At 42.9% G+C, this 14,155-nt stretch carries 13 protein-coding genes; 5 read left to right on the top strand and 8 right to left on the bottom strand.

Features of this window, described 5'->3' with window-relative positions; translation table 11 throughout:
* Positions 1–28: 28 nt before the first annotated feature.
* Positions 29–1,081, top strand: coding sequence for an LLM class flavin-dependent oxidoreductase (locus ABIA61_RS16315; RefSeq protein ID WP_283653928.1), 1,053 nt, complete (start codon positions 29–31; stop codon positions 1,079–1,081).
* Positions 1,082–1,213: 132 nt separating this feature from the next.
* Here ABIA61_RS16315 and ABIA61_RS16310 read toward each other — a convergent pair whose 3' ends face one another.
* The gene (locus ABIA61_RS16310) at positions 1,214–2,722 is read right to left on the bottom strand and encodes an aminotransferase class V-fold PLP-dependent enzyme (protein ID WP_404581003.1); all 1,509 of its coding nucleotides are present in this window, start codon (positions 2,720–2,722) and stop codon (positions 1,214–1,216) included.
* 135 nt (positions 2,723–2,857) lie between these two features.
* A complete protein-coding gene (locus tag ABIA61_RS16305) occupies positions 2,858–3,334 on the bottom strand; it encodes a DsrE/DsrF/DrsH-like family protein (protein ID WP_404581002.1) in 477 nt (158 codons plus the stop codon).
* Between the two features lie 263 nt (positions 3,335–3,597).
* On the opposite strand from ABIA61_RS16305, the gene ABIA61_RS16300 reads away from it, so the two are divergent.
* Entirely contained in the window at positions 3,598–3,957 is a 360-nt protein-coding gene (locus tag ABIA61_RS16300) for a winged helix-turn-helix transcriptional regulator (protein ID WP_283653925.1), read from the top strand.
* An 82-nt stretch (positions 3,958–4,039) separates the two neighbouring features.
* Here ABIA61_RS16300 and ABIA61_RS16295 read toward each other — a convergent pair whose 3' ends face one another.
* Positions 4,040–4,603: an NAD(P)H-dependent oxidoreductase gene (locus ABIA61_RS16295; RefSeq protein WP_283653924.1), complete on the bottom strand. Its 564-nt coding sequence runs from the start codon at positions 4,601–4,603 to the stop codon at positions 4,040–4,042.
* Between the two features lie 366 nt (positions 4,604–4,969).
* Here ABIA61_RS16295 and ABIA61_RS16290 point away from each other — a divergent pair, with 366 nt between their 5' ends.
* Positions 4,970–5,929 carry a radical SAM protein gene (locus ABIA61_RS16290; RefSeq protein ID WP_283653923.1) on the top strand — a complete coding sequence of 320 codons (960 nt, stop codon included), beginning with the start codon at positions 4,970–4,972 and terminating at the stop codon, positions 5,927–5,929.
* A gap of 238 nt (positions 5,930–6,167) precedes the next feature.
* Positions 6,168–7,142: an aldo/keto reductase family protein gene (locus ABIA61_RS16285; protein ID WP_404581001.1), complete on the top strand. Its 975-nt coding sequence runs from the start codon at positions 6,168–6,170 to the stop codon at positions 7,140–7,142.
* 292 nt (positions 7,143–7,434) lie between these two features.
* Here the strand turns inward: ABIA61_RS16285 and ABIA61_RS16280 are convergent, their stop codons facing one another.
* The 4 genes from ABIA61_RS16280 to ABIA61_RS16265 form a co-directional block, all read right to left on the bottom strand.
* A complete protein-coding gene (locus ABIA61_RS16280) occupies positions 7,435–9,375 on the bottom strand; it encodes an FtsX-like permease family protein (protein WP_404581000.1) in 1,941 nt (646 codons plus the stop codon).
* Positions 9,365–10,126, bottom strand: coding sequence for an ABC transporter ATP-binding protein (locus tag ABIA61_RS16275; protein WP_283653920.1), 762 nt, complete (start codon positions 10,124–10,126; stop codon positions 9,365–9,367). Before ABIA61_RS16275 ends, ABIA61_RS16280 begins: the two co-directional genes overlap by 11 nt.
* A gap of 102 nt (positions 10,127–10,228) precedes the next feature.
* Entirely contained in the window at positions 10,229–11,233 is a 1,005-nt protein-coding gene (locus ABIA61_RS16270) for a sensor histidine kinase (protein WP_283653919.1), read from the bottom strand.
* The gene (locus tag ABIA61_RS16265) at positions 11,226–11,921 is read right to left on the bottom strand and encodes a response regulator transcription factor (protein WP_283653918.1); all 696 of its coding nucleotides are present in this window, start codon (positions 11,919–11,921) and stop codon (positions 11,226–11,228) included. The genes ABIA61_RS16270 and ABIA61_RS16265 overlap by 8 nt, the downstream gene beginning before the upstream one ends.
* A gap of 170 nt (positions 11,922–12,091) precedes the next feature.
* Between ABIA61_RS16265 and ABIA61_RS16260 the strand changes: the two genes are divergently transcribed.
* Positions 12,092–12,721 (top strand): YfbR-like 5'-deoxynucleotidase, encoded by a 630-nt coding sequence (locus ABIA61_RS16260; protein ID WP_283653917.1) that lies wholly within the window; start codon positions 12,092–12,094, stop codon positions 12,719–12,721.
* A 187-nt stretch (positions 12,722–12,908) separates the two neighbouring features.
* Here ABIA61_RS16260 and ABIA61_RS16255 read toward each other — a convergent pair whose 3' ends face one another.
* Positions 12,909–14,093, bottom strand: a complete 1,185-nt coding sequence (locus ABIA61_RS16255) for an RCC1 domain-containing protein (RefSeq protein WP_283653916.1) — start codon at positions 14,091–14,093, stop codon at positions 12,909–12,911.
* Positions 14,094–14,155: the final 62 nt, after the last annotated feature.

Here is a 14,155-nt window from a genome sequence, read left to right as displayed (position 1 = left end):
CGAGACATTGAAGCAGGGGGTAGGGCAAGTGGAGATAGGTATCAGCACATTTGTAGAAACAACGCCGGATACACAGACGGGTGAGGTCATCAGTCATGCACAACGAATACGTGAAGTTGTCGAGGAGATTGTGCTTGCAGATCGGGTAGGACTGGATGTATATGGCGTGGGAGAGCATCATCGTAAAGACTATGCGGCATCTGCTCCTGCGGTAATACTAGCTGCTGCTGCTTCACAGACCCAGCGGATTCGGCTGACCAGCGCGGTTACGGTGCTTTCCTCGGATGATCCGGTACGTGTATTTCAGGATTTTGCCACATTGGACGGCATCTCGAATGGACGAGCTGAGATTATGGCAGGCCGGGGTTCTTTTATCGAATCGTTCCCGTTGTTTGGCTATGATTTGGATAACTATGACGAACTGTTTGATGAAAAACTCGAACTGTTATTGAAAATACGGGATTCTGAAAAAGTCACCTGGAAAGGTGGACATCGGCCTGCGATCAATAATCTGGGCGTGTATCCACGTCCGGTTCAGGACCCGTTGCCCGTATGGATTGGTAGCGGAGGCAATCAGGAATCTGTGGTTCGCGCGGGCTTGCTCGGGTTACCATTGGTTCTGGCGATCATTGGCGGTAGTCCTGTGCAGTTTGCGCCGCTTGTGGAGCTGTATAAAAAAGCCGCTACGCACGCAGGTCATGATGCATCATTACTTCCGGTTGCATCCCACTCGCATGGTTTTATTGCGGAAAGTACCGAGCTTGCAGCGGAAAAGTTTTTCCCTTCCACCCAGCAAAGCATGAACGTCCTTGGGCGTGAGCGTGGATGGGGTCCTTACACCCGTTCCAGCTTCGATGCCGCACGCAGCTTTGAAGGTGCATTGTATGTAGGCGATCCCGATACGGTTGCTCAGAAAATCATTCACCTGCGTAAGCAGGTAGGCATTACACGCTTTCTGTTGCACGTACCTGTAGGCACGATGCCGCACGAGGATGTCATGAGAGCCATTGAGTTATTGGGAACAGAGGTAGCGCCACGGGTGCGCGAAGAGATATCCAAGTGGGAAGCTGAGAGTAAATAAACGTTTTTCTTCTAAATGGATGGATAAATAAGAAAGGAGCAGGCCTTTGGTACAAGGTGGCTCCTTTCTTTTTTGAGAGTTATCGAGTATTCAACAAAGGGCACTTAAGAGAAGGGATTGGACAAAGGTTTCTTAATCGCTAAAATTGAACCATTTGCTGACATCTATTTTTTTATGTTCATACCTATATCGCCACTCGTTGGATTCGGGCTGATACGTATAATCCTTTTGCCACGCTATGATATTTCCTACAACCGCTCGTATGGAAGAGGTAAGATAGGAGACTTCCTGATTCGTCATCATGGGATGGAGGGACAGGCGCACCCAGCCGGGTTTTCTCGATAAGTCTCCCGCATGGATGAGGTCTGACATCTCATTAGAGGTTTGTTGATCGATGCCCAGCAAATAGTGTCCATACGTTCCTGCACAGGAGCAACCGCCGCGGACCTGAATTCCGAACCGATCATTCAGTAATTTTACGATCAGATTGTAGTGGATATGGTCGACAACGAAAGAAACGATTCCGAGTCGTTCTTGGCTTCTTCCACCTAAAACGTGCAAGTGTGGTATTCCTTTCAACCCTTTTAAGAGTGATGACGTTAACTCCTTTTCGCGCTCCAAAATGCGGTTTTGGCCCATCTGTTCTTTCAGTTGAATGCAGAGCGCCGTTCGTATGGCCTGTAGAAAAGCAGGAGTCCCCCCATCCTCGCGTGCTTCGATATTGTCTTTATATTCGTACCCACCCCAAGGATTGGTCCAGCTTACCGTACCGCCTCCTGGCTGATCCGGGGCATGGTTGAGGCTTAGTTTCGGATCCATAATGAGAACACCGCTTGTTCCGGGGCCGCCGAGAAATTTGTGGGGAGAAAATACAATAGCATCCAATCTTTCAAGCGGCTCTGTGGGATGCATGTTGATCTCGGCATAAGGGGCGTTTGCGGAAAAATCAATGAAACACACCCCGCCATGCTCATGCATTTTGCGGGACAGTTGATAAATCGGCGGTTCAAACCCCGTAACATTGGAACAGGCTGTAAAAGCGCCGATCTTGATAGGGCGACGACGGAATTGAAGCAGCAAACGTTCCAGATTTGCCGGATCAACGGTACCACCGGGACCGGGAGGAATGCACACGACGTCTCCAATCGTTTCAGCCCAGGAGATATGATTCGAGTGATGCTCCATATGGGTGACAAAAATAACGGGACGTTCTTTTTCAGCGATAGGGTAGTGATGCTTTAATTTTTCATGTATTTTCAATCCCAGCATGCGTTGAAGCTTATTTATTGCCCCTGTCATACCGGACCCGGCAAACAGAATGATGTCTTGTTCGTTGGCATGAACGTGGTTCTTAATGATTCGCTTTGCCTCTTCGTAGGCTTGGGTCATCAGGGTACCTGTCAAATTAGACTCCGTATGGGTATTCGCCACAAAAGGGCCGAAATGGTTAGCTATTTTGGACTCAATAGGTCCATACAGACGACCGCTGGCAGCCCAATCCGCATACACCAGCTTTTTTGGCCCGTATGGAGATTCAAAGGTTTGACGATATCCAATCGTACCTTTCCGATACCGTGCGAAATAAGCCTCGCCAGAAGGCTGGTACGCACTATTGTTGCTTCCGATTCGAGCCTTGAGCATACGGGCGCCTCCCATGTGGTTCTGTCGTTCTAGGGTACGTAGGAAGACCCGAATGGGTTAAGAAAAATAGGCGAATGTCATCATTTTGTCAAAATAAAAGCCTCATCCGAAAGCCGGACAAGGCGTGCGTACATCTTATATGAACAGCTGCATATCGGATTCGAGCGCATCTTTGAGATACGTTTTGGCCTCGATAATTTCTAGTTCAGGTATGAATTCTTCGGGTTTAAAACCCATAATGTCCACCGATAGCTTGCAGGCATAAAATTTGACGTTCTTTTTCCGTGCCCCCTTCAAGAAATGAATCAGCTTCGGGGCTTCGTTATCTTCGATCATTTCTGTCAGCATCAGCTTGCCGAGACCGCTAAAATTCATTTTGGACAACGGCAGCTGCTCAGGTCCTTTTGGAGTCATCCAGCCCATAATTTTTTCATAAATCGTCTTGTCCTCAAGCGTCATTTTATCAGGATCACGAACCAGAAATAGTCCCCAGAACGCAAAAAACATCGTCACGTCCACGTCCAATTCCCGAGCCGTATTCGCCAAAATCAGTCCAGCCATCGCCTTATCGTAATCCCCGCTGAACATGAGCAGGTTCATCTTTTTGTCCACTACCTTCCGCCTCCATTACCAACAGATATATTCAGTATGGATTTGGAAATGAGAAGTATGCCCAGTTCACATATCGCTCACAATTGGAGGGCAACTATCGTAAGAAGGAATGAATATCAAATCGTTTTGCCAACTTATTAAAAGTATCTTTAACCAAGCAGTATAGCGAAGAGCCGATCTTACTTTACCTCCTTTCAGTAACACTATAAAATACACAGTATGCATATTTATGTCTTATACCCACCTAAAGGAGAGTGTAACTTATGAGTGAAAGCTGTGTTCCTACTGGTGTGATGCTAAAAGATACTGGGTTCGGATATACGTTGTCCTTAATAGGCGGTAAATATAAAATGATCATTTTGTATTGTCTATCTGAAAATAAGGTTATGCGGCATAATGAGCTGAAGCGAAGGATCGGTACCATTTCTTTTAAAACGCTAAGCATTATGTTGAAAGAACTGGAGGCAGATGGCCTGATTATACGCAAGGAATTTCCCCAAGTCCCTCCAAAAGTTGAATATTCATTATCTGAACGCGGTCTTTCTCTCATTCCATTGTTAAATATGATGTGCGAGTGGGGAGAGAATAACAGTTCGCCAGCTCTGGAGGCTATACAGCGGTAGGCATAGCTATTTAGTCTAATTCAAAAAGAAGTATCTCCTAAACAAGGAAATACTTCTTTTTTAGCTTTAATAAAGCTACCTATTACAGGTTGTCCACAAAATTCAAATAATCTTTTGTGCTATTTTCCAAATGGCGTGTAACCGGTTCATTTTCTTTGCCAGGCTCATTTTCACCAGGTTCGCTTTCTATACCATAAAACGCAAAAAACGAACGATAATCCGCATTGCAGTATAGCAATGTAGTTTCAAAAGGAGATAATAAATGTTCAAGCGTATAGCGGTATCTTCCCTCTTCGCTGTAATCTTCTTTTTTGATTCCGGCAGATACAGCTAAGCCGACTTTACGATTCTTTAATTTATCCCCTCCATTTGAACCATATGCCCAACCATAAGCAAAAACATCGTCAAGCCACTTTTTAAGAAGTGGCGGACAATTAAACCAATAGACCGGGAACTGTAAAACAAGATTACGATGTGATTCAATTAATTGCTGTTCTTTTTCCACATCAATGTTTCCGTCAGGGTAAATGTTATACAATTCGTGTACAGTATACTTTTCAGGATATTTTTTGAGTTCTTCTACCCATCGCTTATTAATCACGGATTTTTCTATGTTTGGGTGCGATACGATAATGAGAGTTTTCAAAGATTTGCCCTCCTTGAATATGGTTTACTTCTAGAGTATAGAGTACGCACTGCAAATAAGTAAGTATGCACTTTTAGTACAGGTACTTACATAAAGGTTAGTGTAAATTCAGTTTTGTATATTTTTTAGCCTACAGATTTATAGAATACTATTATTTTTGCTGGGCGGTTGGTATGGGGTGTTATAGGCATAATGCGAGTAAAATACATGACCGGATAAAGCCATGTCTTCTCGGTTATATGCGTGTATTCCATACCATTCATTTAGAGTGACCGTTACCAATGTCATATCTCCATGCCATCCTCATTCTGTATAATCTCAAAGGAATTCAAGACACAAGCCTGAGATCGGGAGGATCATGAGAAAGTGAGTATAGAGAACAAATATAAAGCGCTTGAACTGGAAAAGCCAGGTATCTACGAATTGGAGGGGCTGGAGGTTGGAGTCACCTCCAATTGTAATTTTAAATGCGATTATTGCTGCGCATACCAGCGTAATGATGGACAATGCATCAGCAGTAAAGAAGTGATACGCATCATTGATGAAATCCCCACCTTAAAGCGCGTGCGGCTGTCCGGGGGAGAGGTGACCTTGAAGTATCAGGATTGTCTGGACATTGTGGCTCACTGTTCGAGCAAGGGAATCGCTACCCAGCTCAACACTAATGCCAGCTTGCTCAGTCCTGAACGAATTGAGAGGCTGCGTGATGCGGGGCTTTCCAACATCCATATCTCCTTCAACTTCACGGACCCCGAAAAATATGCGGCATATTATCATGTTCATCCGCGCATGTATGAGACAATCGCCCAGAATATTCGGTTATGTACCGAAGCCAAGCTGGAAACGGTGCTGGAGACCTTGCTATTTGCCGAGACGCAGAACAACATGCCAGCGATCAGCGAGAAAGTATATGAACTCGGTGTACGAATTCATGAAATCCAAAATAGCATCGTGATGGATCATACCAACTGGAACGCTATCTCCACCAAGGAAGCACTTGTTCGTTCCGTTCATGACTTGATCGCACATAAAAAGGACGATACCGTGCTGTATTTCACCTGTATGGATCGTTTTGCAGAAGCACTGGGCTTCAAGGAGCAGCCAGGTGTTTATTTTTCCAACTGCGTGGATGGTAAGAAGCAGCTTCATCTTCACGGGAATGGCGATATTCTGATCTGCGAGCTGTGCCATCCTGTGGTCATAGGCAACATTTACAACGGAACTTCCTTAAAAGATATTTACACCCATAAACCCAAGCCGCTTCAGGATTTTCTCGACAAACTGCCTTGTCCTGCATACGATGCACTTTTTCCGAATGGGATATAAGAGAGGAAAGATGTAAATAACGGAGTGATTGCCCTTAAAAGCGGCTATTGCTAAATAGCAGGGATGTTACAGCATCCTTGCTATTTTTTATTATATATTTGATCACAATTCCATCAGGATTTACAATGCGTAAAAGTGAAATGAGGCAACTACCTGATTTCTATGGAATTCGTTTTCGTGAAAGGGTTTACATGCTAGAATATAAGAAGGCTATCCTCTTACGAAAGAAGGAACAGATATGAAGTACAGAAATGTAGGCAACAGTGGTCTTAAAATCAGTGAAATCGGTTTGGGCAGTTGGTTGACGTACGGGACAGCCGCCGAGCAGGAAGCAGCTCATACCTGTATTGCCAAAGCCTTTGAACTCGGGATCAATTTCTTTGATACCGCCAATGCGTATAATCGGGGTGAGGGCGAAAAGGCTATGGGAGCGGCTTTGAAGCCTTATCGAAGAGAAAGCTACGTGTTATCTACGAAGGTTTACTTTCCAATGGATTCCGGTCCTAATGACAGGGGACTGTCCCGCAAGCACATTATGGAGCAATGCGAGGCTAGTCTTCAACGTCTTGGCACGGATTATATCGATATTTACTTCTGCCACCGTTACGATCAGGACACCCCTTTGGAAGAGACGCTGCGGGCTCTGGATGACCTTCAGGCTCAAGGCAAGATCCTGTATGCTGCAGTAAGCGAATGGAGTGCTGCCCAGCTCACGGATGCTTATGGCATTGGAAAAAGGCTGAATCTGCGTCCGCTGATTGCCAACCAGCCGATCTATAATATGTTCGAACGTTATATCGAACATGAGGTACTCCCTGTATCCGGGCAGGTAGGTATCGGCCAAATTGTATTTTCGCCTCTGGCCCAAGGTATCCTCACGGGTAAATACAAACCGGGACAACCTTTACCGACGGGCAGCCGCGGGGCTGATGCCTCCGTCAATAATGTCATCAGCAGTTACATGAACGATACCGTTCTAAACTGTGTCCAGGAGCTGGATAAGCTGGCGAAGGATTTGGGTGTCACCCTGTCACAGCTCGCGCTTGCCTGGATTCTGAGAGAACCGGGTATCAGCGCTGCACTCATTGGGGCCACTAAACCGACACAAATCGAAGAAAATGTGAAAGCAGTCGAGGTGACGCTTCAACCAGAGGCATGCGCGGAAATTGAGCGGATTCTGAAGCAAGCAGAGGGGTTCGAGCCTTTGCGTTAAGCATTCACACGAGCCCCTGTAGAGGGGGACCATCAATAAAAAAGTCTCGCTCTTCCTGTCCGTAACAGAGAAGGGCGAGATTTTTTAACTTGCTTCAAGCATCGCGTAAATACCCGAAATCACACTAAATACAATCCCGCTCACTACAATGAGGTTTGTTTCTTACTAAGATCTATCGGATCGAAAAAGATGGGCAACAGCCATTTTGACTGACGAAAATCCATAGGGCTTCCAGCAACCCTAGCATCAATACCTTTTGCCCCCAGTACTTTCGTCTGGAGCTTTTGACCAATTATAATGCTGCTTTAATGACTTTTTTATAATACAGGATGGATAGTATCCCGAAAATGGAATATAAGGCGGTGTATAGTACCATAACGATGATCATAGGCATCCAAACTTCTGTTCCAAACAAGAACCAGCCGGATTGGACGGCGAAATAGCTGTGTGAAAGGCCGATTACTAATGGAATGCCGAAGTTAAAGATTTGTTTTATTTTGATGCCTCTAAGCAGGTCCCCTTGTGTGAACCCTAACTTTCTCAACACCGTATAATTGGCTTTTTCGTCTTCGCTCTCATCCATTTGCTTAAAATAAAGGATACAGCCTGATGTAATGAGAAAGGTGAGTCCTAAAAATCCAACTACAAACATGATCACTCCCATATCTCTCTTCTGATTGCTGCTCATTTCAAGGCGTGATGTTTGTTGGTCATTAAAATTGGCGGCTTTAAAGAGGCGATCGGCTTCTTTGATCTGGTCCTCATTCATCATATCAATTCCAATATATAAGGATGATTTCTTTTGAATCTCAGGATTTGCATCTTTCTTTAACCGCTCAAAGATGGTTTCGTCTACAATGACAGTGGGTAGTCCGCCGGCTGTAAAATAGTAGGGAATAACATATTCCTTTTTTAGACCCAAATATTGTTGATGTATGACTTCCTTTTTCCCCTTCAAGTCCAATGGGCCAAAGCTTTTCAAGGACATAAATTTCTGTAACAGATCATTATAGCCCGTTAAAATCGTTTGACCTGGGGATACATCCGTAGCCTCCACAGATTGATCGCTTATGACAGGCAGCGTCATGGAATTCGTACCGATATTTAATCCTTCCAGAGGGGTCTCCATAATTTGCGCTGCGTTCACACTGACTTGAATGACTTCAATTTTCTTTTCACGATACTGTATGTCATGCTCCTGAAGTAACGTTTTGAATTTCTCCGCATCCGCTACATTCGTCATTGCAAAATGGGAAGGTACATTGCCCTCAGCCGCTTGATCCGCAGAATAATAGGCGATATAGCTTAAGGAGAGTAAACCGATGGCAAGTGCCGATACCGTCGTAATAATGGTCAACAACAAAGCATTGGATTTCATGCGGAACATAATGGATGAGAGAGACAGCACCTCATTAATGTTTAAATAGCCGCCTTTACTTTTTCTGATGATATTTGAAATAAAGCGGATGGATCCTTTATAAAAAAGAAGTGTTCCGATGATGACAGAGCCCAAAATAAACACCATAGCCATAAATAATTCATTCATGGATGTAAAGTCTCCACCAAACAATTTGGAAGAAACATAGTATCCTAAAGCGATGAATGAAACTCCAATGATCCCAATGATCATCTCAAAGATAGATATTTCCTTGATTTTCCCTTCGGTGGTTGAGGTCACTCTGAACAAAGACAAAATACTCTGTCTTTTGATAAAGGAATAATTCATGATCATGATCAACAGGTAGATCATACAAAATACAATAAGTGTTTGAACAAGTGCCTGGTTGGAGAAATACAGAGTAGCAATCGCATCGATGCCCGTCGTCTTAAATAAAATCATGATCACTAATTTGGAAAAGGAAAATCCAACTATAATTCCAATGAATAAGGAACTGAAGTATAGAATTAAGTTTTCAGCACTCAGGAGGCGAAAGATTTTATTTTTGGTCATGCCGATTAATTGAAACAAACCAATTTCTTTGCTGCGTCTTTTGATGAAAATATTATTAGCATACAAAAGGAAAATACAGACAATAGCGACCAGCAGGACGGATGCTGCCCGTATGGAAGCTGCACCTTTAACAGAGCCCTTCACTTCGTCCATGGAGGGATCGTATTGTAATGTGACAAAAGCGAAATAGAGCGCAACACTGAAAATGAGAGCAAAAACATAAAGGTAATAATTTTTCAGGTTTTTTTTCAAATTCTTTAGAATGAGCAGATTAATGTTCATATTGGACCCCGCCTAAGACCCCTTGGGTTCTCATGATATCTTGGAAGAAGCTTTGTCTTTCTTGTTCACCTTTATGAAGCTGTGTATACATTTGTCCATCCTTAATAAAAATGACTCTACTGCAATGGCTGGCAGCGACGGGATCGTGCGTGACCATAATGATGGTTGCCTTGCGCTTCTGGTTTAACTGGCCCAGCTTGTTCAATAAATCGGAAGCTGATTTGGAATCCAGCGCACCCGTAGGTTCATCGGCAAAAATAATACTGGGCTCATGAATAAACGCTCTGGCCGCAGATGTACGCTGTTTCTGTCCACCCGAGATTTCATTGGGGTACTTATCTTTCAACTCATAAATTCCCAGTTCTGTAGCCACGTCCTGAAATCTTCGGTTGGCCTCTTTTTTAGGCGTTTTGGTGATGGATAAGGGTAAAAGAATGTTCTCCTTCACGGTTAGCGTATCCAGCAGATTATACTCTTGAAAAATAAACCCTAAATGCTTTTTGCGGAATTCAGCCAGTTGCTTTTCCTTCATTTTCGTCATTTCGATGTCATTGATTTTAATGGACCCGTGGCTCACGTGATCAATGGAGGAAAGGACATTCAGCAGAGTGGTTTTACCTGAACCAGAGGCTCCCATAATACTGACAAATTCGCCTTCTTCAATAAGGATATCAATTCCCTTTAATACCTCCTGCATATTTAACTTATTACCGTAGCTTTTATGAATTTTATGGGCTTCTAAAATATTCACTTCGATGCACTCCTTTTTGTTCTTGTAACTTTATTATAAAAATAGGGATGCTGCTTTTCCTTTGATTGAGCGAACAATACATAAAAGCATGTGACATCTCTGTCACATGCTCACCATACTCACGAAATCATTTTGTTTGGGAAAAATTAAAGTAAAGGTTGTACCGGCGTCCGGTTTGGAATGCATATCTATATGTATGAGCAAAGGCGTTGCTGCCTTTTTCGTTAAATATAACCCCATGCCCGTTGAAGTATGATCAGAATGTTGGGTCGTGGATGTAAAACCTTTCTCGAAAATACGGGGTATATCCTTCGGATCAATACCGCGACCAAAGTCTTGGACCTCAAGCCGTATTCGATCATTTTGTTCATAGCTGTGAATGATAATATCACTGGCATCGCTATATTTGATGGCATTGGTTAAGAGCTGCCTAACGATAAAAGCAAGCCATTTGGCATCACTCAGCACTTCCATTTGCTCAAGTTGGATATCAAAACCGATCCCTTTTTGGATGCACCATGATTGTAATGTTTTAATCTCTTTAAAAACCAGAGATTTTAAATTCACTTGCTCCACATACAAATCATTTTCAATAAAAGATATGCGTTTGTGATGGAGCTGCTGATCCAGCAGTAAGTGAATTCGTAACCATTCATAAGTTAGTTGAGCCTTTAGGGATTTATCGTCCAATCGCTCAATCATCAAATGCATGGCGGTCAAAGGTGTTTTTACCTCATGAATCCAGGATAATAGTTCATCTTTTTCGTGTTCAAGTGTCAATTGATTTTGCGAGATGATTTGTTGTAATCGTTCGGTCTGGTCGGTGATTTTTTGTTCAATGATTTGCTCAAATGGACTCTCCGGTTCGCCTATACCCGTTAATTCGAGAGGGATTTCCCATTCTTCTAGTGTTTTATAGAATTTGGTTTCTTTAGGGTAGCGGATAATTAAAAAACCCAAGAATACCATCATAGATAAGAAGACAATATAAAGGATCGGCATAAACGGGATTGCTGCATCCACATAAGCGATGAGCAGGATAAGGAATTGCTGACATACAAAAAGTAGAATCCAGCTTCGCCTTTCCATAAGATATTTTTTAATCATAGGCATGTGCCTCTTCTGTAGCCATGTAGCCTTGCCCCACCTTCGTTTCAATGAAACGGCCCAAATCCAGCTCATCCAGTTTTTTTCGCAGGCGATTCAAGTTGACGGTCAGGGTATTGTCGCTGACAAAACGTTCATCATCCCAAAGGCTTTTAATTAATTCCTCCCGGGAGACAATTTTGTTTTTTTGCTCAATTAGAAGCTTTAAAATATAAATTTCGTTCTTGGTTAATTCGATGGAGCCAGCCTCATTGGCAACTACATTTTTTTCGTAATCGACCGTGGCTCCACACCATGTTTTCAGGGAGACAGGTTCTGTATTGTAATTGTACACGCGGCGAAGTGTCGCCTGTAATTTTGCAATGAGTACATCAAAATGAAACGGTTTTTGGATAAAATCATCCGCTCCAAGCTGCATCGACATCACCATATCCGTAGGGTGATCACGTGATGATAAGAAGAGGATAGGGACGTTAGAGCGGGATCGAATCATTCGACACCAATGAAACCCATCAAATTTCGGTAATTGAATATCAATCACGACCAGATCAGGCTTTATCGTTGTGAATTCCTGAATTACCTTACTAAAGTCCTGGATGCCATACACATCATAGGCCCATTGAGTTAATCTATCTTTAACTTCATGAAATAAAGTTTCATCATCTTCAATTAGCAAGATTTTAAACAACGATTTCACCGCACTTTTAACATTTTTATATAAAGTGTATAGCAAAATTGGTTTGCGTGCTATATGTATAAGTCTCCACTTTATACTGCGCTAATCTGCTGTTAATAGTTGAGCTCTATAGTAGGATCTATATCCACAAATATCATATAAACTAAAGGATGGATACAAGTATGGGGATTCATACGTATTTTCGATCGCTAAACGAGCTGGAAAGGATCATCCGCTGTCCAGGCAAGTTTAAATTTGAAGAACACAGCGTATCTGCTCATTCGTGGAAAGTGGTACAGTATGCCAAAACGCTGGCTGATATCGAAGAGCGAAACGGCGTAAGCATTGACTGGAAAAAGCTTTACGAGATCACAAGTAGTCACGATTATGGGGAGATTTTTATTGGAGACATAAAAACGCCTGTTAAGCATTCCTCCAAGGAACTCCGGTTATTAATCCAGCAGGTCGAAGAAGGTATGGTTGAGTATTTTATTGAAGAGAACATTCCGGAGGAGTTCAAAGCCATTTTCCGCAAACAGTTACGGGAAGGCAAGGACAATTCAGTAGAAGGTTTGATCCTTGAAGTTGCTGACAAGATGGATCAGGTGTACGAAGCATTTGCCGAACTACAGCGGGGAAATACTGAAAAAGAATTTATAGTCATGTATCGTAATGCGCTCGTTAAAATCAAAAATATTCGATTAAAATGCGTTGATTATTTTTTGGAAAATATTTTGCCGGATATGGTTAAGGAAGAAACGCCTTCATCCATTGATATTAAAAAGATTACGGAAGAAGCCTTAGCACTATAAATGAATTTTCTTACCGTCCAGAAGCTACAGAAGCGCTTCTGTTCATACATAATGATGTTTTTTTTAGTAATGGAGTAACCCCCGTATAAAAATAAAGAGCAATAAGTGGCAGTGATTAAAACTGCCCTTATTGCTCTTTTCTTCATGCATAGTCCTTGAACACTTTCTTAATATATGAAAATGTTATTTATTCCGAAAAAGGGTTGGGGAAATTCGTTTTAGTGGCTGCATTTTGTTGCTTGGTATTGCCAATTCCAAGTTCGCCATTTTTGTTATATCCCCAAGACCAGACCGTTCCATCCGCTGTCAAAGCGTGCGAATGGTTGCCTGCTGCACTGAATGCTACTACATCAGTAAGTGGAGTATTCATTTCATCTACCACTTGGGTAGGGACTTTAATAGAAAATACATCGGTTCCATCACCTACCTGCCCATCATTATTCGTTCCCCATCCCCACAGAGTTCCGTCATTTTTAAGGGCAAAAGTTTGGGATTTGCCTGCTTTCAGTCTACTTACATCGGAAATATTGATCAATACGGGTGATCTTCTAAAAGTAGAGGTTCCGTCCCCAAGCTTTCCAGAAGTATTGCTACCGGAAGCGTATACTTCTCCGCTATTCGTTAAAACATAAATGCGGTCAGCCCCGGCAGTAAAGGTTTTGATATCATCAATTCGATATTGAACAGGGGTAAGCTGGTTTTCTTTATCATCCTGTCCCAGTGCGCCATCATAACCTTTTCCCCATACCCATAGCTGATTATTTTTGTCTAAAGCTGCACCAAAGCTATCGCCAGCGTCAATGGCTACAATATCCTCCAAACCTTGTACCTGGACAGGCTTAACGGAAAAGGCGGAAACCCCTTTTGTGCCAATACCGAGTTGCCCAAAGTTATTTTCTCCGTAGGCCCATACGGTTCCGTCATTTTTTAAGGCCAGTGTGAATTGACCTCCTGCTCTCACTTCCTTAACATCATTAATATATTTGTTCTTAACAGGCTCTCTTGCCGTATCCCTCTTATTTCCAGTGCCCAGCTCGCCGTAACTTGCAAAACCCCAGGACCAGATGGTTCCGTCTTTTTTGAGCAAGGTTGAATGCAAATCACCAGCATCAATCATAGCGATATCAGATACAGCCGCTTGCATCGGACTTGTTTTATTATTTCCTCCACCAGCGCCTACGCCGAGTTTGCCATTACTGTTACTTCCCGTTGCATAAAATGAAGATCCATCTTCCATGGCCAGGAAAGCATTAGTTGTCCCTGCCGAGAGCAAATGATCGTAATTTACAGTAGAATCAGCGCTTGCTGTAATGGAACTTCCCATCAGAAGTGTGGATGCGGCGAGAGCTGCGAAACCTAGTTTTTTTAACATATTACTAAACACACCTTTCGAAATATAATGGATAATACTGACATGATTACAGCAACCAAATT

The sequence above is a fragment of the Paenibacillus sp. RC21 genome (genome assembly GCF_044907935.1).
In the GTDB taxonomy this organism is placed as follows: domain Bacteria; phylum Bacillota; class Bacilli; order Paenibacillales; family Paenibacillaceae; genus Paenibacillus; species Paenibacillus terrae_A.
Note: the sequence above shows the minus strand (reverse complement) of the source record. Positions and strands in the feature narration are given on the sequence as shown.

Coding starts and splice junctions, on each gene's coding strand:
- ABIA61_RS16310 (WP_404581003.1), bottom strand. CDS start 2,722: ATGCTCAAGGCTCGAATCGGAAGCAACAATAGTGCGTACCAGCCTTCT.
- ABIA61_RS16300 (WP_283653925.1), top strand. CDS start 3,598: ATGAGTGAAAGCTGTGTTCCTACTGGTGTGATGCTAAAAGATACTGGG.
- ABIA61_RS16285 (WP_404581001.1), top strand. CDS start 6,168: ATGAAGTACAGAAATGTAGGCAACAGTGGTCTTAAAATCAGTGAAATC.
- ABIA61_RS16280 (WP_404581000.1), bottom strand. CDS start 9,375: ATGAACATTAATCTGCTCATTCTAAAGAATTTGAAAAAAAACCTGAAA.
- ABIA61_RS16270 (WP_283653919.1), bottom strand. CDS start 11,233: ATGATTAAAAAATATCTTATGGAAAGGCGAAGCTGGATTCTACTTTTT.
- ABIA61_RS16260 (WP_283653917.1), top strand. CDS start 12,092: ATGGGGATTCATACGTATTTTCGATCGCTAAACGAGCTGGAAAGGATC.
- ABIA61_RS16255 (WP_283653916.1), bottom strand. CDS start 14,093: ATGTTAAAAAAACTAGGTTTCGCAGCTCTCGCCGCATCCACACTTCTG.